The organism is Enterococcus quebecensis (assembly GCF_001730365.1).
Taxonomy (GTDB): Bacteria; Bacillota; Bacilli; order Lactobacillales; family Enterococcaceae; genus Enterococcus_L; species Enterococcus_L quebecensis.
Window position 1 is genome coordinate 69408 of sequence record NZ_MIKB01000002.1, and the last position, 21069, is coordinate 90476.

20 protein-coding genes and 1 other RNA gene are annotated in these 21069 nt (G+C 34.9%); 3 read left to right on the forward strand and 18 right to left on the reverse strand.

Translation table 11 applies throughout. The features are described 5' to 3' along the window. Positions 1–8: 8 nt before the first annotated feature. The 3 genes from BCR23_RS03125 to BCR23_RS03140 all read right to left on the reverse strand — a co-directional run bounded on the left by BCR23_RS03125 (position 9) and on the right by BCR23_RS03140 (position 2174). Positions 9–206 (reverse strand): hypothetical protein, encoded by a 198-nt coding sequence (locus BCR23_RS03125; RefSeq protein WP_069634059.1) that lies wholly within the window; start codon positions 204–206, stop codon positions 9–11. A 534-nt stretch (positions 207–740) separates the two neighbouring features. Then, positions 741–1151, reverse strand: a complete 411-nt coding sequence (locus BCR23_RS03130; protein WP_141706677.1) for a hypothetical protein — start codon at positions 1149–1151, stop codon at positions 741–743. A gap of 558 nt (positions 1152–1709) precedes the next feature. Next, positions 1710–2174, reverse strand: coding sequence for a hypothetical protein (locus BCR23_RS03140; RefSeq protein ID WP_069634062.1), 465 nt, complete (start codon positions 2172–2174; stop codon positions 1710–1712). Positions 2175–2695: 521 nt separating this feature from the next. On the opposite strand from BCR23_RS03140, the gene BCR23_RS03145 reads away from it, so the two are divergent. Beyond that, positions 2696–3016 (forward strand): hypothetical protein, encoded by a 321-nt coding sequence (locus tag BCR23_RS03145; RefSeq protein ID WP_069634063.1) that lies wholly within the window; start codon positions 2696–2698, stop codon positions 3014–3016. Positions 3017–3043: 27 nt separating this feature from the next. Here the strand turns inward: BCR23_RS03145 and BCR23_RS03150 are convergent, their stop codons facing one another. Beyond that, a complete protein-coding gene (locus BCR23_RS03150; RefSeq protein WP_069634064.1) occupies positions 3044–3256 on the reverse strand; it encodes a hypothetical protein in 213 nt (70 codons plus the stop codon). Positions 3257–3633: 377 nt separating this feature from the next. On the opposite strand from BCR23_RS03150, the gene BCR23_RS03155 reads away from it, so the two are divergent. Both BCR23_RS03155 and BCR23_RS03160 read left to right on the forward strand, forming a co-directional pair. Beyond that, positions 3634–4257: a DUF5067 domain-containing protein gene (locus tag BCR23_RS03155; protein ID WP_069634065.1), complete on the forward strand. Its 624-nt coding sequence runs from the start codon at positions 3634–3636 to the stop codon at positions 4255–4257. Between the two features lie 58 nt (positions 4258–4315). Beyond that, complete coding sequence (locus BCR23_RS03160) at positions 4316–5461, forward strand: tyrosine-type recombinase/integrase (protein WP_069634066.1); 1146 nt, start codon at positions 4316–4318, stop codon at positions 5459–5461. Positions 5462–5561: 100 nt separating this feature from the next. Here the strand turns inward: BCR23_RS03160 and ssrA are convergent. The 14 genes from ssrA to BCR23_RS03230 form a co-directional block, all read right to left on the reverse strand. Next, positions 5562–5929, reverse strand: a transfer-messenger RNA (tmRNA) gene (gene ssrA, locus BCR23_RS03165). Positions 5930–6048: 119 nt separating this feature from the next. Then, positions 6049–6375: a DMT family transporter gene (locus BCR23_RS03170; RefSeq protein WP_069634067.1), complete on the reverse strand. Its 327-nt coding sequence runs from the start codon at positions 6373–6375 to the stop codon at positions 6049–6051. 195 nt (positions 6376–6570) lie between these two features. Then, positions 6571–7002, reverse strand: a complete 432-nt coding sequence (locus BCR23_RS03175) for a VOC family protein (protein ID WP_069634068.1) — start codon at positions 7000–7002, stop codon at positions 6571–6573. A gap of 66 nt (positions 7003–7068) precedes the next feature. Continuing rightward, positions 7069–7548 carry a GAF domain-containing protein gene (locus tag BCR23_RS03180; RefSeq protein ID WP_069634069.1) on the reverse strand — a complete coding sequence of 160 codons (480 nt, stop codon included), beginning with the start codon at positions 7546–7548 and terminating at the stop codon, positions 7069–7071. Between the two features lie 110 nt (positions 7549–7658). Then, entirely contained in the window at positions 7659–8393 is a 735-nt protein-coding gene (locus BCR23_RS03185; protein ID WP_069634070.1) for an AraC family transcriptional regulator, read from the reverse strand. 16 nt (positions 8394–8409) lie between these two features. Beyond that, the gene (locus tag BCR23_RS03190) at positions 8410–9567 is read right to left on the reverse strand and encodes a histidine kinase (RefSeq protein ID WP_069634071.1); all 1158 of its coding nucleotides are present in this window, start codon (positions 9565–9567) and stop codon (positions 8410–8412) included. 156 nt (positions 9568–9723) lie between these two features. Continuing rightward, positions 9724–10674: a choline TMA-lyase-activating enzyme gene (cutD, locus tag BCR23_RS03195; protein ID WP_069634072.1), complete on the reverse strand. Its 951-nt coding sequence runs from the start codon at positions 10672–10674 to the stop codon at positions 9724–9726. A gap of 19 nt (positions 10675–10693) precedes the next feature. Beyond that, the gene (locus tag BCR23_RS03200) at positions 10694–10972 is read right to left on the reverse strand and encodes a hypothetical protein (protein WP_069634073.1); all 279 of its coding nucleotides are present in this window, start codon (positions 10970–10972) and stop codon (positions 10694–10696) included. Further along, a complete protein-coding gene (locus tag BCR23_RS03205) occupies positions 10972–11988 on the reverse strand; it encodes a DMT family transporter (protein ID WP_069634074.1) in 1017 nt (338 codons plus the stop codon). The genes BCR23_RS03200 and BCR23_RS03205 overlap by 1 nt, the downstream gene beginning before the upstream one ends. A 132-nt stretch (positions 11989–12120) precedes the next feature. After that, on the reverse strand, positions 12121–14661 hold the full coding sequence (gene cutC / locus BCR23_RS03210; RefSeq protein ID WP_069634075.1) for a choline trimethylamine-lyase: 2541 nt from the start codon (positions 14659–14661) through the stop codon (positions 12121–12123). Positions 14662–15383: 722 nt separating this feature from the next. Beyond that, a complete protein-coding gene (locus tag BCR23_RS03215) occupies positions 15384–16814 on the reverse strand; it encodes a 6-phospho-beta-glucosidase (protein ID WP_069634076.1) in 1431 nt (476 codons plus the stop codon). Positions 16815–16855: 41 nt separating this feature from the next. Beyond that, a complete protein-coding gene (locus BCR23_RS03220) occupies positions 16856–18739 on the reverse strand; it encodes a beta-glucoside-specific PTS transporter subunit IIABC (protein WP_069634077.1) in 1884 nt (627 codons plus the stop codon). 178 nt (positions 18740–18917) lie between these two features. After that, a complete protein-coding gene (gene licT / locus BCR23_RS03225) occupies positions 18918–19754 on the reverse strand; it encodes a BglG family transcription antiterminator LicT (protein WP_069634078.1) in 837 nt (278 codons plus the stop codon). 256 nt (positions 19755–20010) lie between these two features. Further along, entirely contained in the window at positions 20011–21060 is a 1050-nt protein-coding gene (locus tag BCR23_RS03230) for a tyrosine-protein phosphatase (RefSeq protein WP_069634079.1), read from the reverse strand. Positions 21061–21069 lie beyond the last annotated feature (9 nt).

The following is a 21069-nucleotide window of genomic DNA, read 5'->3' on the forward strand; positions in this document are numbered from 1 at the left end:
TTTCATTTCTAAAAGCTTTCGATCTTCTTTGGTATATCTTTCCCCACCTTTAATATGTAGGTATGTTTTTTTATCATAGATTCAGTTAAATTTAATGACGTCAATACATATTCTAGATTATAGCCTTCACTTTTTTGCATTTGATTTCCTGCCACTCGCAAAGAAATATTTTCTTTATACGAAACCGGATTATGTTCTCCTGACATTTATAAACCAACTCTCCTTGTAAAAAATATCTGCTAATTTGATTAAAACAGAAAGAAGCTTAAAAAACAAGCGTTTTCGGAACTTCTCTCACAGCAGATATAATCGCAAGGATTATGAATTGATTATAAACGAACAAACGTTCCGTGTCTATCAATAATTTAAAGAAGCCTACACATCCGCCTCAGCAAACCACCTCAAACCCACAAACCACATCCTCGGTTTCTATGTACAAGAGCCTCCACGTTAGAGCGTATTTGCCCATATGGATGCGGAGGCATTGTCGTTAATTAAACTGTCACTTGTGACAGGTTAACCGCACAGCAGCTATGTAAAACACTCACAGGCAAGAATGGAGTAAACCAACTGAGGAGTGGGTCTCAAATCATTTTTTAGTTTATTTGTTGTTAGCCTGTGAGTGCTGATAACCACCTGCAACAATGATCACTCTTAAAATGGGAAGATAGTTGTATGATTGTTTGCTTTGGTGGTTTATCTAATTTGTTGATACTATCATAATACAACGGATTTCGAGCTTAAAACCCTAATATTTCCCTAAAAAAAACTATTTTTTTAAAAGCTAGTAACTTACCACCTCTATAAGCTTCGGAAAATTCTACTAATTCTAATGATTTTAGTTTCTCAATATTCTTGACGCTATAGGTAATTTCTTGTACTTTTCCTAACTCGTCTTCTTTATACACTTTAATAATACGGCTTAATTTGACCGTACCGCATGGATTGACTACAGAGACGTCTGATAATGACTTTAAGGCGCTCACAACAGCTTGTATTTCCTCTCGCGACTCTTTACTAGTGGCTATATGATACTTAGATACCAATCCAAATCTTTTGATCATTTTTCGTTCCTCGTTATTTGTATTGCTATTATTTCGTGGCATATCCGTTATTATTGGTGATTCTAAACTAACAGAGATACCACTCATGCGTTGCCAACTTCGGCATTTTTTTAAAGTTGATCTTGCATTCTATTTAGTTTGCTTGTAGTCAAGCTCAGGTATCAGTGTCATTGCTCCCCTCCTATATATGTTATAATTACTCCGTAAAGGAGTTGCTATTGTGAAAAAAATTAAAGGATTTCTTGTTAGTAGTTTTGGTATAAATAGTATCATCTGTTTTTTGATGCTATGTTTAGGTTTCATCATTGATAATCGTATGAATAATTCTGGTTATGAAAGCGCCGTTTACTTCAACGAAGGTTATTGGGATGATACTTTGAACGAAGTTGGAATTGTATTCTCGTTTTCCACATTTTTTTATACTTGTTAATCTACTCATTGATCAGCAACAAGTTACAATTTAATCGTTTTATTAACCCAGATGTCTCGTTGTTTACTAAATTATTTACATTATCTTTTATTCTGGGACTCATAGGTTTAGCAATTTATACAGGACAGGATATTTATTATTATTTTTTTATTAGAGAATCTTACTGAGGCAATACTCACACATCAGCTATCACCATCCAATCTAACAGCACATGATTATTTCTCCTGCAGTTCTTCGGCTAGATATCCCTCAATATCTTCCACGATTTCAATCCAATCTTTATCACCGTTTTTTATAATAATCTCAATATCATTTTTTATTTCTGCCATTTTAAACGTTGCTATTTGTTCGGCGGTGGCTGGTTTCCTAGTTTGCCCCCAAACGGATTCGTAAAACATTGGGCTGTCCCAAAATTTACTATTGCTTGGATCATAAATTCTAACCGTACAACCACTGTCGTGCGTATCCAATACATTAGCGATTAAACTACCGCTAACAACGTAATACTCCCCAACCTCAAAGGTTAGTTGGTGGTTTTCGCCTATAATCTCATTAAAATGTTGTTCCAGTTCATCAACTATCAATTTCCCATCGTTTCCCCAAGACTTATTAAAATAGCCTGTATGGTACAAAGCAAAAGTTTCTTCTGCTAGCTTTTTAGCGAGTGTTTTCTCTGTCATCTTGATTCCTCCATATTTTCCAATTTTATTTCCCCCCCTTATGCTATAATCAATATACAAAGGAGTTGTTATATTTTGTTAAATAAATTTCTACATATTTCATTATTAACTATTAACCTTATGTTTTGCATATTCTCTTTGTATTCGGGAATTGACCTCTTCACTTTTGGATTGGTAATGGGAGCGTTGATTTGGCTTCTAAGTCTCTATACTTTGCTAAAATATAATCAATTTTTCTTTCTTGCTATTTTATTTATATTTTTTATTATTTTATTGGTACCTCTATTTTTTTTGTTCTTTATGATGTATATTTTCAAAGGTATCCCTTACTCTTCTCATATATTTGAAACTACTCTTATATCAGTTACAGGTATGAGTTATTGTTTTTTAACTCCTTTATTGTCCCTGATCATCATTAGTCGCAGTCATACGAATAAACTTTTAAAGGACGCCGTATAACTGTATCCACTCCACTCTCTAAAATCTATTTAAAATCACTCTTAACAGCGGAGTTAATCAATTTGAAAAGAAAGATTTATGAAGCCATACTGCCGTTGCATTATTTTGTTTTATCAAGCGAAAAAGACGCACATAGTATCGAAGATGTGGAGAAACGTTACAGATTTAGCAAAGAGTTTGTAATTGAAGCTATACTTTATTATGTAGCTTCGCGCGGATCTATTATTGATGATGATTCGTATTTGATTGATTTCAATAATATTCCTCTTGAATACGATAGCATTGATCAAGTTTCCAACGCAGAAATAGTTATCACCGACACTGATCAAGAACGAATCAAAGCTAAAGAAAAGAATAAGAAAAAAAGTTTCTTCATAAAATAAACACTCTATACCGTTAATATAGAGTGTTTATCTTATCTTATTTTTCATATCAAAAACAAATATTGTTTTTCGCTCTTGCTTTAGTGCTTCAGCGATCAGCATCATTAGCCCGAAGCTAGCATCATAACGATATGTTTCAATAGCGTTTATGGTTTGCTTAGATACTGTGTACTTTTTGCCAAACCTTTTACGCCCTAAAGATGTCACTTGTTGAGCTAAATCTTTTTGCGATATACCCATTGTTAAACGATACTGTTCAATGTTATTCTCATATGGATATATTTTGAATAATTTTTGTATAAAACTCCGCTTTTTCCTATTTGCTATTTTAAAGACCTCGTTCTATGTATGGTGTGTAATTAGCGCATGTGCGAAGTTGCACATGCGCTAATGATAAATAAAAACCCTCGTTATTAAAAGGCTTTTATATAAAATAAATATCCACAATAATCATAATGATAGCAATAGTTTTCTGATAGTGTTTCAAACATTAGTTCTTGTTTTACCGAACAACATTTATGCTCATAGTTTTTTAATATGCAAATTGAACTAATCGCCATCTATCCTTTATGATATAATCAATTTGTTAAAATAATAAAATTAAGCGAGGAATTGAAATGAAAAAGAAAATTGTTTTAAGTTTGATTGTGTTAAGTGGCGTTACATTGGTAGCGTGTGGAAATTCAGAAGAGAAAACGGAAAAGTCTAGTGCAGACAAGCCGCAAAGTAGTGTTTCTAAAAACAGCACAAGTAAGACTTCTGAAACAAAAGAAGAAAAAAAAGAAGAAACAAGCGGTGATTTCGTCAAGTTTGCAAAAGATGCTACTTTTGACGGAAAAATGCTTAAAGGTAATACCTACAGTGTGAAAATTACAAGCAACAAAGTTATACAACCTGGGGAAGTTGGTAACGAATACGGCGATAAACCCGTACTTGCTTTTTGGTACGATACATTAGTTTCACCTGAATATAATGAAAGTCCTGCTATCAACCCTAATACTGCTTGGCTTATGAACTTTACAGCAGTGCAAGATAATGACCCAAATAAAGTCAATAAATTAAAAGTTACTAGCTTGCCCGACACTCAATTTTTAGATTCTCAAATGGCAGAAATCAAACCAGGAGGCACTGTACCTAATGCTGTCGCATATGAATTAAGCGATAACGAAACTCCTGTCACTTTAACCGCTGGTAGCATCGTAGGGAAAGAGTACGGCAAAGCAGATTTTCCGGTTAAATAGAGCAGGTTGCCTTTCCTCCCCATCTCGCAACGCCTATAAAGATGGAAGGAAGAGAAACATGGCAACATTTAAAGAATACACAAAGAAAGACGGCACGAAACTATGGTCGTTTCAAGCTTACCTAGGTATCGATCAGACCACTGGGAAGCCATTAAAGACGACTAGACGTAATTTCAAAACAAAGAAGATGGCTCAAAAGAAACTGAATGAACTTTTAGTAGAATTTGAGAAAAGCGGTCTACAGAAAAAAGAATATATCACTTATCAAGAGGTATATGATGAATGGATTGAGCCGTATAAAAATACTGTAGAGGAAAGTACATTTGTAAAAGCAAAGAGGATTTTCAAAAATCACGTTCTCCCCTTCTTTGGGAAAATGAGACTCGAAAATATTGAAGTTAAGCATTGCCAGGAAGCGATGAACTTGTGGGCTAAAAAGCTTAAACGATTTAATATGATTATGAACTATGCGGGTATGGTATTTGATCATGCCATCCGATCTGGTTTAATATCTACAAATCCCACAAAATTAGTAACTAAGCCCAAACCGAAAAAGCTGCTGGAAGAGAAAAAAGAAAACTTTTACACTAAAGAAGAGCTGACACTTTTCTTTAGTTGTTTAGAGAAAGAAAACGAACCGAAAATATATACATTATTCAGGTTGCTCGCATTTTCTGGTATTCGTAAAGGCGAAGCTTTGGCGCTTACCTGGAATGACATAAACTTTGAATCTAAAACTTTAACCATTAACAAAGCGTTAACTCGTGGTGAAGACTCCAAACTGATAGTACAGACGCCAAAAACCATCAATTCTAAGCGAGTTATTAGTATTGATGATAAAACTCTAAACATACTCAAACAATGGCGTATAACGCAAAAGAAACACTATTTCATTCTAGGTATAAATACCATGAATAAGAAACAACTTATTTTTAGTAATTCTGACAACAAACACTTGCAACCGACAATCACAAGAAAGTACATGTTGCAAGTGTGTAAAAAATATTCTTTAAAAGAAATCACTACACACGGTTTTAGGCATACTCATTGTAGTTTATTATTTGAAGTTAGTGCAACGATCAAAGAAGTACAAGATAGACTTGTCCACACTGATATAAAAACAACCATGAATATATATGCCCATGTATCAAAGGAAAAACAAGAACAGACTGCCGCTTTGTTTGCTAACTATGTAGAATTATAGCTATGGCATTCAATTTGGCATTCAATGCAAAAAAATAGACAGTAGAAACGCTGTACAAACCTCTGTACATCAACATTTCTACTGTCTGTCTCCATAAAAGTTATGGAGACGGCGGGAGTCGAACCCGCGTCCAAACACATTGTCACTTAAACTTCTACGTTCATAGTCATACTATTTTAAGGCTTCGCTGAAGTTCATGCCGCATAACAGGCCCAAACTCTCGCTAGTCTGATGATCTCTTTTAAATTTTACAGACGGAAAAATTTAACGTATCCCACTTAATTTGAGACCCTTACTCGAGCACATGGGCGATGCCGAGAGGATCTTCACCCGCTGTTTTTACGCAGCTAGAGCGAAAGTATTGTTTTCGTTTTTAGCAGTTATATTTAACTGTAACGTTTTTACGTAGACGTAACCTACGAAACGCGATTCAAGCTCAACTATGCCTGTCGAATCCGTAACGTCCCCGTTAAGATTAAATAGCATAATATACGCTTTCGTTAGTATAACATATTTTTCTTGATTATTAAAGGCACATCAACTGATTTGGAGCCTTCTACTGTCAATTCCTTTAATCTGTAAAAAAACTAATGACCTGTTCCGAAAACATTGACCAAAATCGTTCCAATTACAATAAAACCAATCCCGATAATTGTTGGTGTATTGATCGGTTCTTTCCAATAAATAACTGAAAAAAAAGTAATCAAGATGATCCCAATTGCGCCCCACATTGCATACGCTACATTTAATGGCATATACTTTATTGCTTTAGATAAAGTATAAAAACAAACTACATAAGCAGCTAAACATTCTACTGAAGGTAGTAATTTACTAAATCCATCAGTCGCTTTTAAAAGATTTGTTGCTACAACTTCACTTATTATTGCTACCAAAAGATACAAATAGCCTATCATTTACTTCTCTCCTTAAGTCGTGTCCAAATCATTATATCAAAAACTTGACTAAAATAATCTTTTCGCTATGTACATTGATTTAACTATTCTTATTACCCGTGTTTTTGCCAAAACTTGACAACAAAAAATCATCTCTGGACTATGCCTAAAACCCAGCAATGATTTCTTACTACCCATTAATAACTTACTTCAAATTCAAGGTTCCATATAATAATTAAGCATCCAGTTAATACCGAATTTATCAACAACCATCCCATACTTTTTAGACCAGAATGTTTCACCAAGAGGCATCGTTACCTTTCCACCTTCTGACAGACGTTCAAAAATCCGATCAATCTTCGCTTCATCTTCTGTACTGATTACTAAAGAAACATTATTCCCTTCGATAAATGGAAAACCCATTCCGTCAGGAACATCTGAAATCATCACAGGTACGCCTTCGATTGTCATTGAAGAATTGATTATCAACTCTTTCCACGCTTCTGGTGTTGGGTTTTCAGGATCTTGTGGAGCATCAGCAAACGTCATTATCCCCTCACTCTTCACATCAAAAACCGTTTCATAAAAAGCAATTGCCTCAGCTGCTTGATTCTTAAAATTCAAATATACTTCTAACATTGTAATCATCCTTCCTACCTATTTTTTATGATTATCTCACGTAAAAAAAGATTAAGCGAAAAGAAGGCTCATACTTTATGAAAAATCGGTATCCTTTAAAAGAACTGAAACAAATTGTTCCAAATATTCTTGGTCTATTCCATCGTAGCCTTTGGTCACGGAACTATCAAGATCTAAAACACCTAATAATTTTCCTTCTTTAACCATCGGAACAACTATTTCAGAACGGGCAGTTGAGTCACAGGAAATATAGTTTTTGTGTTTTTTCACATCATCCACTACTAATGTTTTACGCTTTTCAGCAGACTCTCCGCAAACACCTTTTCCCACTTTGATTCTTGTACACGAAACGTTTCCCTGAAAGGGTCCTAGAACTAATTCTTCTCCATCAAATAAATAATAACCAGCAAACACAGTGTTAGGTAGCGCATTTGCCAATAATGCAGATGAATTGGCTAAGTTAGCAATTTTATCGTGTTCTATTTCAATAATTGCAGCTTGTTGTTGTACTAATAATTGATATGCTGAAATTTTCTCATCTCTTGTTTTCCACATTTTTCTTCACTCTCTCTTCTATAATAAAAAATGCTATAATTATTTTCTTATTATATCATAGGCATATATTAGAGAACTATTTCAACTCAATAATATTCTGAACTATTTACTTATTTGACTGATTCTTGTTTACGATATTCATGTGGTGTCATTTTTAAATGCTTCGTAAAAACTCTAGTAAAGTATGAGGAATCTGTGAATCCTACTTCTGTTGCAATTCGATATAATGGCAACTCTGATTCAAGTAAAAGACGACAAGATTCTTCTATTTTCAATAAATTTATATAGTCACTCACACTGATTCCAAGCTCTTTTCGAAACAAGCGTCCAAAGTATTGCGGATTCAAATAAACATGTCTAGCAATATCATCAATCGTTGTTTTCTGTTTGAAGTTTTTCTTGATAAACTGAATTGCTTTAGTGATAGCTTCACTAAATTGCTTATTATAACTTTCTGAAAGAGTGTATTTTTTTTTGCGCGACATAAACTTATCCAAATGTTCCATCATTTGGGTTTTAGAATATGGTTTTAGCAAATAACCTCGAATATTATAAGACAAACCTTGTCTTAACAAGTCAAAATTAGAATAGATAGAAGTCCAAATTGTGTATGTTGTTGGTTTGATCTGCAAGATTTCTTTTTGTAATTCTAATCCATTAATGCCCGCTGCTTCGATATCCATCACAATTAGTTCCGGCTGAAACACTCTAGCTTTCTTTAATGCCTCGTTTCCATTTTGCACTTCAAGTACATTTAGATTTTCTCGTTGATAATTTTCTTTAATAATCTCTTTTATAAATTGTCGCTCTAACTCATCTTCTTCCACAATCATTATATTTTTCATGAACATCATCCTCTGGTCATAATGTTAATCCTTTAGAAGCTGGAATCATAACCTCCACAGTCAACTTATTTAAAGTTTCCACCATTCGAACATACGCCTGATCTCCTAATAATTCAACCAGCCTCGTGTTACTTTTAGCAACAACCTTAAAAAATTCATCTTCTATTGGCAACTCTCTTTTTTTCTCTAGATAAATCTGTTCTTGAATCGTAATGAGAATACTTCCTTTTGTTTCTGCTACTGTAAATAATAGAGAACAATCCTCTTCATACTTAGACAGTCTGAGTTCTAATAACTTTTCTACAATTGGAATCAACGTCATCACAGGTATACGATACGATGCCAATTCTGGTGGAAGATCAATCTGATAAGATAGTCGATTCGTCAATCTAGTTGTACTAATCTCTAAATAGCTATTTAAATAGTCGAATGCTTCTGCTAAAGAAATGCAATGATTTTGTGATTGATAGTTGTAACGGATAACGCTAGATAACTTATAAATAGCCTCTTCTAAATTAGTATTTTCATTAAAATGAGCCAACCTTGCTAATGTAGTCAGTGAATTAAACACAAAATAAGGTGTGAGTCCTTTGATATTATCCTGATTCTCTATATGTTCAATTTTTTGAGACAGAATTTTTAGATTATTTTCAGTCTTCTGTTTTTCTTTTTCCAACTGTTCTTTTGTCAATGTTTGAGATAAAAAAGCAGCAAACACTGAAGCAAAATTTTCAACCTTTTCTAAGTCATCGTCTTCAAAAAGGTGTAATATATTCATTTTTTCATTCGCACCAGCTTTATCAATATCAGATACAATCAATAAGTTGAGGTCTGTCTCGTCCCTAAAAAATGGTCCAAAAATCAACAAACCACGCATATTACCACAATATTGAAAAGGATAGATAAATTTTGTTAAACCATAACTGCATCGATGGCAATAAGAAATATTCTTTTTCTTTCTAAAAATACCACTGCTTGACGGACAAGAGGAACAATCCATCGATCGTTTACAAAAACTTTGGTTGGCTTCATTGATTGTTGAACTCACTTTATCAAAAGATTGAAAATGCGGGCGTACCTTAAATGGAAACCTTTTTAATAATTCTTCGGACTGCTCGATCGTTTGTTTGGAAAGCTCTGAGCTGGTGTAGACAGTTAGATAAACATTTTCCACACTATTCGCTCCTTTTCAATACATCACTTATTAACTTAAAGTATAACATAAATAACATTCTCTGCAATTTAAGCTTTTAATCCTGTCAGTACAAAATTTTAGACTGAGTAAAAGGAATATATCCAATAACTTCATCTTATCAATCAAAGTTTTTCATTAGTGCTTGACTACTCTAATTGGTAAATCGAATTGAGCCATATATTCTCTGATTTTTTCAAGTTCATCATCTGTATAAGACATATCAACATCTTGTAACGGATAACTTTGTCCTAATTGTTCATATTTTGCCACACCCAGTTTGTGATAAGGTAAAATATCGATACTTTTTAAATAGCCGTTAGTCTGAATCTTTTTAATATACAAAACAGTGTTTTTTAATGTTTCCATCGAATCATTTAATCCTTTAATCAATGGCATTCTAACTGAAACATTTGCTCCTGCTTGAAACAACTGTTCCAAGTTTGTCATTATCCGTTCATTTCTTGCTCCGACTAATTCACGATGCCGCTCAGGATCAAAATGTTTTATATCAAATAAAAATAAATCCGTTACATCAATAAATTTCTGCATTGTCTCCCATTTCGTATAACCACAGGTCTCAATAGCTGTGTGAATACCATTCTTTTTACATTCTGCTAAAAGCTCTACGGCAAACGCACCTTGATACGTCACCTCTCCGCCGCCTAAAGTAACGCCTCCATTTGAACTCAAGTAAAACAGTGTATCTTGTAAAATAATATCCATTATTTCTGGAATAGTCATATCCTGCCCCATCACCTTCAATGCGTTTTTAGGACAGCTCTCTTCACAAACACGACATCCACTGCAAGAAATTTCCCGATCAATAAAATGTTCTTTCCTGCCATCTATAGTGGTACGCATTTTGTGAATGTTCCTTGGACAAACATCCGCACAAATTCCGCAATCATCACATAATGATTTTTGTTTCATAACCTGGAATCCTGATTCTACACTTTCTGGATTTGAGCACCATTTACACCGCAACGGACAGCCTTTAAAGAAGACTAGCGTACGAATCCCATCCCCATCATAAATGGAATACTTCTGAATATTAAAGATTCGGGCCGTTTTATTTGCTGACAACATCTTCTCTCACTACTTTCCATTATTTTTTCGGCAAATATTTTCTCAACATTTTTTTTCCAGCATCGTTTATTTGATAAGTTGTTAATAGTTGATTTTCCTCATTAATGTATGCATCTGCTTCATCTAGTAACCCATTTTCTTTTAATGCAAGTACATGGTCTAAAAATGCCGCTTCATTAAATTGTTTCTCTGCACCGTATTCTGGATGGAGACAAGTCATCAACTCTTGAAAATGCATTTTTTGTCCCTCCAATTCTTTTAGTACACGGAACCGTAATGGTAATAACGTTTTGCCCATTATGCTGCCTCCTTTTTAAAAAATGAAAGTGGGTTGACTGATACCATAATTGCTCCAAAAGTAATCAGTAAAGCACCTACAATAACTGTTGGTGTAATTGCCGAAAAATCTTGTGAGACAACTGCCGAAAAGATGATTCCCCACATGACATACGTACTATTTAAAGCCATTCCTTTAGCCACTCCGCACATACTATTGGCGTTATACCACTGTAAGAATGATACAGCCGCTACTAATGCTGCTAAAGCCAAGACAACCAACGTTTTTGGTGATTGAAACACCTGTTGAAAAACACCGAATCCATTCACTACAGGCATGACAATCAAGAAGAATGTCAATCCAGATGTAATATCACGGATTGTAATTGTTACTTTAGGGTCAAGAACAGAACCGCCAAATGCTGAAAGAACACCTTCAAGCCCCCAACCTATAGCAGCAATTGCTGCACAAATAATACCTAAATAGAAATTCTCTACATTTCCTGCAGGTGGTGTGTAGGAAATGACCACTGCACCAACGACACAAATACCCATGCCTGCCCAAACACGTTGGGTAATTTTTTCTTTTAAGAAGACAGCTGAAAGCAACGCTCCAACAACTGGACATAAAGCAGAAATTGGTACAGCATATGTTGGACCAGCAAAAGCAATTCCTAAAAGATATGCTCCCTGAGCAACTGGTCCGCCCATTAAAGCAGCTAAACAAGTCATTTTACCTGGAAATACTTTTAAGCTTCTAACAATTTCCTTCAACCTACCTTGATAGGCATTATAAATAATCAGCCAAATTGCTGCTAAAAAATCATTAAATCCAGCAAATACTAACGGAAGCGCATAAGCATTAGGTTCATCTGAAAATAGAAACAACGAAATCGCTAAAGCTAACAATGCACTATTTAATCCAAAAAGAAGACCCGATGATAGCCCATTTAACAGTCCTTTACGCTCAAAACTACTGGCTTGTTTAATTTTAGCTTGTTCAATATTAGAAGCATTTAGACCATTTACATTATTCATTTTTTTTCCTCCATCTATAAAATGAGGTTGAAATAAAAGCTGTTTAATCCTTCATGCACTAAACAGCTTTCCTTACCATTCTTTGACTTTTAAAATAACAAGTACGAATAGACTCCCTCTAAAAATCTAACATTAGAAATGCTCAATCATTGTTCTACTAATGATCTCGTCTTGTACTTCTTTACATAATTCAACAAAATATGCACTATAACCAGCTACACGAATAATCAAATCACGATATTCTTCTGGATTTTCTTGGGCTTTCAATAACACATCGTTATCGATATAACTAAACTGCATCTGCCCATTCCCTAAAATCGAAGCTGTTCGTAAAAGATTGATCAAGCCATTTTCGCCTTCTGGTGTTTCTAAAATACCTTTGAGAAGTTTAAAGTTATGCACCATTCCAATAGTCATACTTTCTACACCAAGCTTGCTGACGGACTTAATGATTGCTGTAGGACCAAATTTATCGGCTCCTTGGCTAGGAGAGATCCCATCAGAAAGTGGTACCCAAGCATTTCTTCCGTTTGGCGTTGCAGCTGTCATTTCTCCAAATGGTGTATTATTAGAAATTGACAATGTTCCATGACTCATTTTTGAATAAAGCATGTCATATTGTTGGTGTTCCCTTTCTGTCCAATTAATAATTTCTGCTGCAATAGAATCAGCATAGTCATCATCATTTCCATATTTAGGCGCATTTAAACAATCACGTTTGATTTGATCATATCCAACAAAATCAGCATCTAATGCTTCTTTGATTTGTTTTAGTGTATATTTATGATCTTCAAAGACTAATTTTTTAATTACAACCATTGAATCTACATACGTGCCTAAACCAGACCATACTAATCCTGGTCCATTATTAACTACTGCTCCTCCATGAGTAACATCTTTTCCAGTATCCATACAACCTTCAACCATTAAGGACATCAAAGGTTTTGGAGCAACTTCTGAATGGACGCGCTGACTAATTACAGTACCAATCGCTGATAAATGAACGATTCTTCTCAGTTGCTCTTTAACGGCCTCATCAAATTGTTCAAATGTTGTAAAATCATCTAAATCCCCTGTATCAATTCCTTGCTTTGAGCCATGCCATTTCATAACCCCACGATTCAAAACGAATTCAATCGCAATTGGCCACTGCGTGTATCCAGTTGAAGTCCATTGATAGATACGTCCGGATTTTTGAGGTTCTACACAGCCCATTAAGCAATAATCTCGGGCATCTTCAATACCAAATCCTTTAGCCAACATCATTTTAATATGGGAATCGTCAAAGTGACATGCGGGAAAGCCCATACCTGCTTTTACAACTTCAACTATTTTTTTCAAATATTTTTGTGGTGATTGATTATGAATACGGCAAGCCAATGAAGGTTGATACACTTTTGTCATGCGAATTGCTTCCATAATCGCATAAGTTAACTCGTTCGTTGCATCTCCTCCAGTGCGCTTCACTCCGCCGACTGTACAATTGATAAACGGTTGATATCCTGCAAAGAATTTTGCCCCGCCTTCACTAGACAACCACATATATTCCGAACATTTAATGAAGAAACAACCTAATAATTCAATAGCTTCATGTTCTGTTATCTTTCCTGATTCAATATCTGCTTTATACATTGGATAAATATACTGATCCAAACGTCCTAATGAAATACCCGTTTGGTTTTCTTCAATAACAAACAATGATTCCATTGTCCAAATTGATTGCAATGCTTCTTTAAATGTTTTTGGCGGATTTGCTGGAACCGTTAATAAGGTTTCTGAAATTTCTAAGAGTTCCGCTTTTCTTACTGAATCTTTCTCTTTATTTGCTAACTCTTTGGCATGATCAGATAAACGTTTAGAATAATTTAAAATCCCCTCACATGTTTCGATTTCAGCTTTGTAGAAGTACATTTTTTCAATATCATCTGGATTGCTCATTGATAATTCAGAAAGTTTTTCTTCTGCTTCTTCTTTGATTTTGTTAATTCCTTTTTTGATCAGTAAAATATCATATCCTGGACAAGTGTCACCACCGCCATTAATTTGGTGATAGGATAGGTCGCTGACGAAAGCTTCACCAGAAAATTCCCAAAGACCTGCTTCTTCATATTGAGACTGACAAACTTCATCTAGTGAACGTGTTTCCCAAAATGGAAAGATATCTTCACGAAGCATTCTCTTTGTCTCTTCTGTAATTTCAAATGGATCTTGTGGACGTGATTCGATTGTATCAAGTTCATCCAATACCCAACGCCAAGCAATATCCGGAGCAACTGCGCCAGCACGAGGGCGTCCGCAAGGGTGTCCTACAATCAATTCATTGTCTTGAATCAGTAAGGGTGCTGTTTCACATGCATGTTTAAATGCTTTGGCACGCAATATAATTTTAGGCATTCCCCAGTGTTTTTTTGCAACTTCAGTCACTGCTTTTGCTCGATGAGCAGTTACCGAAGGCCTAATAGTTAAATAATGCTCTTTTAATTTTTTCAATCGGGGACTAAATGCGCTTAGTTCGTCTGCTTGAACAGACGAAGAATTTGATGTATTAGCAAGATCGTCCTCTTTCAACTCTTGAATAACACCAGAAAACACTTTGACTAACTCTTGTGACTCTGTATTAGATAGATTTTTTGTTGCATCAATTAATTGCTTTTCTAAAAGTTGATTATTCATATACTATTCCTCCACTATTCTCTTCTAAATGATTTTCTGTTGATTACATGACAAACATCTAATCCATTGTAAATAGAAAAAATCAGATGTTCTCCAGCAGCTAGAACGTTTATTAATCCTGAATGTATGGTTCACTCTCCTTTATCTACAAAACTGTTCGCGCTTACATTTCTATCGAAAAAATTTTTGTTTACATGACTTAGTTTAACTTGTAAAATTCATAGATTTTTTTAAAATAAAGACTTTCTATTGTAAAAAAGAGAGATTGTAAAATTCTTTCCTTATATATTTATTTATACTCTTCATAGCAAATTCAAATGAATTCACACTTTTTTCAACCTTTTTTATGTTTGATTTAATTAATTAAGGGTATAGTTTAATCATAGGAAACAACAATTTTGTGGATGAACGTGGTGTTAAAACTCTTTGAGGACTAACGGATGTTTATTCTCGACCTAATGAGGTGTAGGTTCGAATCCTACCGTCCACGTATGTGCCATCGTTATAAACATAATAAATACTGAAAGGAAGAATGTTTTATGAAAATAATCTTTGTTACTGGAGCAACTTTATCTGTGATCACACTTGCTGCTTATTCAATTTTAAAATATGTACCAAAACATCAACACTATTATGGAAAGCTATAGAAAAAAGCTGTCGTGAATGAAAATTCTCATTCACGACAGCTTTTTATTTTACAAAATGATTATTTAAAATAAAGTCTAATTTGATAAATCTTCCCCATTTGTCGCAATAACTTTTTTATACCAGTCAAATGATTTTTTCTTCGAGCGTTTTAACGTACCATTTCCTTCATTATCACGATCGACATAGATGAAACCATAGCGTTTTTTCATTTCTCCAGTTCCAGCTGAGACTAGGTCGATACAGCCCCATGTGGTGTATCCTAATAAATCTACGCCATCAAGCTCTACCGCATCTTTCATAGCCTGAATATGCGCTGCCAAATATTCGATACGGTAATCATCAATCACTTGTCCATTTTCGTCTGGTGTATCCACTGCTCCTAAGCCATTTTCTACAATGAATAATGGTTTTTGGTAACGGTCATACAACTCATTCATTGTTGTCCGTAAGCCTAATGGATCAATCTGCCAGCCCCATTCACTTGCTTCTAAATAAGGATTCTTCACAGAGGCGAAAATGTTGCCAGCCGTTTGTTCATTCACTGCTGGATCTGTTGATTGTACTCTTGAAGAGTAGTAAGAAAATGAAATAAAGTCTACTGTATGTTCTTTTAATAACTCTAAATCCCCCTCTTCAATGGGTAATTCGATGCCTTCACGTTCCAATTTTTTCAATGCATAGGCTGGGTACTCTCCTCGAGATTGTACATCGATGAAAAAGAAATTTTCACGATCCGCTTGACGAGCGGCCCAAACGTCTTCTGGTTTACATGTATAAGCATAGTTTGTCCCCGCGGCTAACATACAACCTACTTGGTTTTCTGGATCCACTTCATGCGCTATTTTTGTCGCGACAGCACTCGCTAATAACTCGTGATGGGCAGCTTGATATTTGACTTGTTCTTTATTTTCACCTTCTTCAAAATAAAGACCTGCTCCCATAAAAGGTGCGTGTAGGATCATATTAATTTCATTGAACGTCAACCAGTATTTAACTAAGCCTTTATAACGATTGAAGATCACGCGGCATAGGTTTTCATAAAAACCAACCAATTCACGACTGCGCCATGCCCCATACTTTTCAACAAGATGCATCGGACAATCAAAGTGAGTGATCGTTACAAGGGGCTCAATATCGTGCTTGCGGCATTCTTTGAACAAATCCTCATAGAACTTCAATCCCTCTTCATTCGGCTCTGTTTCGTCTCCTAGAGGGAATATACGACTCCAGGCAATTGACAAACGATAGGTTTTAAAACCCATTTCCCCAAATAAAGCAATATCTTCTTTGTAGCGGTGATACATATCGATGGCATTTTGAGCTGGGTAAAAATGTTCTTCATCAAAAGCAAACATCTTTCTCTCTCCAGTGATTACTGGAAAACGATCTCGTCCAACTGGTGCTAAATCTACATTGGCTAAGCCACGTCCGCCTTCGTTATAGCCGCCTTCACATTGATTGGCTGCCGTTGCGCCGCCCCATAAAAAATCTTTTCTAAATGACATTCTAATCATCCTCCATCAATTTATTTTTAGTAAAAATCTAATTAACGAATCACTTTCATTACTTCCTCACCAGGTTCAGCCAAAACTTTAGTCAACGTAATAATATCACCAAAATCAGCTGAATTTGTTACAACAACAGGTGTAATTGTATTATAGCCCTTTTCAGAAATTTTATCTAAGTCAAATTCAATTAATTTATCACCCGTTTGAACTGTTTGACCTTTTTCAACAAAATATTCATAATATTCTCCATTTAACTGAACCGTATCAATACCAACATGGATCAATAATTCAACTCCTGAATCACTTGTTAAACCAATTGCATGCTTAGAGTCAAATACTGCGGTGACAGTTCCTGAAAAAGGTGCATAAACAACGCCTTCTACAGGTTTGACTGCAAAGCCTTTTCCTAAGATTTCTTCTGAAAACATTCCATCCTCAACTGCTTTTAAAGAAACGATTTCTCCTTTAACTGGGGTTGCCACATTCAATATCTCTTCTGAAATAACTGAATCAACACTTGTTTCATTTTTAACCACTTTTTGAGCTTCTTCTGCAACAGGTTCTTTATATAAAATATAAGAAATGACAAAGGAAATCCCAATACTAATTGCAGCACCTATACAAGCAAGATACAAATGTTTTAAAGTGTCGTCCCCGATATAACTTGGAAGTGTCAATAAACCTGGTGAACCACCCGTAAAGTTTTTCACTCGTCCAATTCCCATAAATAATCCGCCAAGACCGCCACCAATCATCGCTGCGTAAAGAGGTGTTTTAAATCGCAAATTGACACCATACAAAGCCGGTTCAGTAATACCAAACAAACCTGTTAAACCAGCTGAGGATGCTAACTGCTTGATTGAAGAGTCTTTCGTTTTAAGTCCGACAGCTAATGACGCTGCCCCTTGACCTAGATTAGATGCTAACATACCTGGATAAATCACTGTATCATAACCAGTTGTCATACGATTGTTAATACCAATTGGAACAAGACCATAGTGTGTACCTGTTGCTACAAATAATGGAGTGAATGCACCAATAATCGTCGGTACCAACCACGGGCTGAAATTTTCTAACGCTTTGATTCCATTTGAAATACCATCACTGATAAGATAACCAACCGGACCAATCACAACTAATGAAACCGTTCCAACAATGGCAATAGTAATCAACGGTTTACTGAAGAACTTGATCACTTTTGGTGATACTTTATCTGCAATTGGTTCAACATAAGACATAAACCAGACAGACAAAATTATTGGAATAACTGATGAGCCATAAGTTACAGCAGAAATTGGCATACCGAAAAGATGAATACCACCTTCACCAGCTTCTTTGATCGCATTTACCATTCCGACAAAATTAGGATGCAGTAAAATCCCACCCACCATCATCGCTAGATACATATTTGTTTTAAACTTCTGAGCTGATGATGCTGCTAACAGAATTGGCAAGAAGTAGAAAGCTGAATCTGCCATAAAATCAATAATGATGTACGTTTGTCCAGTTTTATCAATCGCATTAAAAACAACTAATAATGAAAGAACCGCTTTTAACATACCAGCTGCTGTAATCGCTGGTAATATAGGTGTGAAAATGCCAGTAATAGTATCAATGATTTTCGATGCCGCACCACGATCATCTTTTTCAGTTGACGCAACTTGTTCTCCCTCTAATGAAGGTACCTCTTTTAAAATTTCTTTGTAAACACTGCCTACATCACTGCCAATAATAACCTGATATTGTCCACCTTTTGACACAACACCCATCACACCTGCAGTATTTTTTATTATATCAGTCTGTGCTTTTTCTTCATTCTTTAAATTAAAGCGTAGTCTTGTCGCACAGTGAGTTAATCCACTAATATTTTTTTCTCCACCGATATTTTCGATAATTTTTTGTGCTAATTCCTGATAATTCATTCCTTTTCCTCCTTCAATGAACAGCATTTTATAGAAAATGCTTTTTCTTTGCAATAAGTGTAATCCTAGAACCATTGAATATGCTTGTTAGTAAAAACAATAAAAAAATACCTAAGAAACCTCTTACTATAAAGAGATTTTTCTTAGGTATAGCCTGCTTTTACACAGTAACAATCCTTTAATTATTGGTTATTCTTCTAATGTGAATGGTTAGATAGATCATCTCGTCTTCTTTTAAATCACGACCAAATTCTTTTCCAATATACTCACGAATCTTTAACGCACAAAGATATTCTTCTTGATACTTTTCTTTTAGCATAAACAAGAAACCTTCGTCCTTATCTTTATCTAATTCTATTCCGCTAAATAGTCGTTGCACAAAAAATTTCAAATGTGTAATAAAACGTTCATAATTCAACGTATACTCATCTAAATCAGTTTTATAATGATATTTAACAATATTGATAATTTTCTGAATAACTTTCGTCATCTCAGAAACTTGGCTAACCTGTGATAAATCTAACTCTGCATTAACAATGTGTAATGCAATAAAACCAGCTTCATCTTCAGGTAAAGATATATCCAGACGATTGGAAATAATGTTTAACGCTTCTTTTCCAATCAAATATTCATGATTGTAAAAACGTTTAATTTCCCAAAGCAGTGCATTTCGAACAGGTAATCCATTATTATGTCGATCAATTGCATAATCGATATGATCGGTCAATGTAAGGTAGATATTTTCATTTAACTTTTTTCCTAAAGAAACCTTAGCAAAACCAATAATTTCATTAGCAACCTGTAGATGCTCTAAGCGAACATTTGATAACAGTTGAGTCAGCTTATTTGTATTTAAATCTGCATTACTTGTATACACTTTTTCTACAAGTGTATCATCAATGCTATCGCCAACCTTTTGTTTAAACCCAATACCTTTACCCATTACCAATACTTCATGACCGTCTGCATCAAGAGACTTGACAATATTATTATTAATTACTTTTTTTACTTCCATAATATCTCCTCAATGAGATTAGATCAGCTAGCTAAAACATGTAAATAAAAGAAATGAAGTATAGCCTGAATATTCAGTAACAATCTTGATTTCTCTTGTAATTAAAACACGAAAATAAAGCGTTGTCAATGATGTAAAAACAAGCTTTATTTTTTCAAATAAGAAATGTTATTTCATTAAATATTATTATTACTTTTCGTATTTTTAATAACCAGTGAGACAGAAAAAATAGTCTGCCTCACTGGTTTGTTTATACTTATTCATACAAATAGTTTTCTCTCAAATATTCTAACTGACTATCATTTACTTTTAATACCTCATTCAAGTAGCCGACCATGGTTCCATAACGCTCCTCCACTGTGTCGTACGCTCCATTTAGATAATCTTTTCTTGTTTGCTGTAATGACGCTAGAAAAGCTAGCACATCTTCATTATCTGTGTATTTTTTATAGATAGCCATTCTTTTCGCATTTCTAGGGGCATTCATTTTATCCGTTAATAAATAATCTTGATAAATTTGTTCTTTATCCACCCCTAAAGCGGCTAAATATAATGCAGCAGCCCAACCTGTCCGGTCTTTTCCTCCTTGGCAGTGAAATAGCAATGGTGTCGAGTCTTTTTGTAAAAGCACTTTAAAAAACTGCTGGTACGCCTCAATGGCATGGATTCCCAAAACTAATTGCTCCATTTGTTTGATCATTACATTACGGTTTTTGACTAGTTGCTCGCGCCCCGCTTTTGTCTGTACCATTATTTCTAATTGCGCTATCTTCTCTTCATCCCTCTTAGAAATAGATTGTGTACTAGCCTGCTGAGCAACATCTGCATGAGGATTAAAGTTAAACACCTGACTTGTTGAAATACTTATATTTGGATCTTTTGCTATTTCTTCAGGTGAACGAAAATCAATGATCCGTTTTAGACCCATTTGTTCAATATATACTTGACCTTGCTGATCTACTTGATGAAGTGCATCTGAACGAAAGACTTTTCCCCACTTTGTCAATCGACCGTTCACTGTAAGATACCCGCCCATATCACGACAATTATACAAATTTATCAGAGGTAACCGTCTCTCTGAACCAATAAAGACATCAGACTTTGCTTTAAGTTTAAAGTAAAGTCGTTCTTTAAAATTAGGATCTTTGAACGTTTGCCAACCTTTTTCGTGAAATTCTACATAAGTAGTATCATCTATATCTAACGACCCATCCGTTCCATAGTAAACTCTTACAGGCAACTCCACTGTATCTGGAATGCAAATCGCCAAATTGTTCTCGTCTCTTTCCACTTGAAGTGTTTGCATTTTTTCACG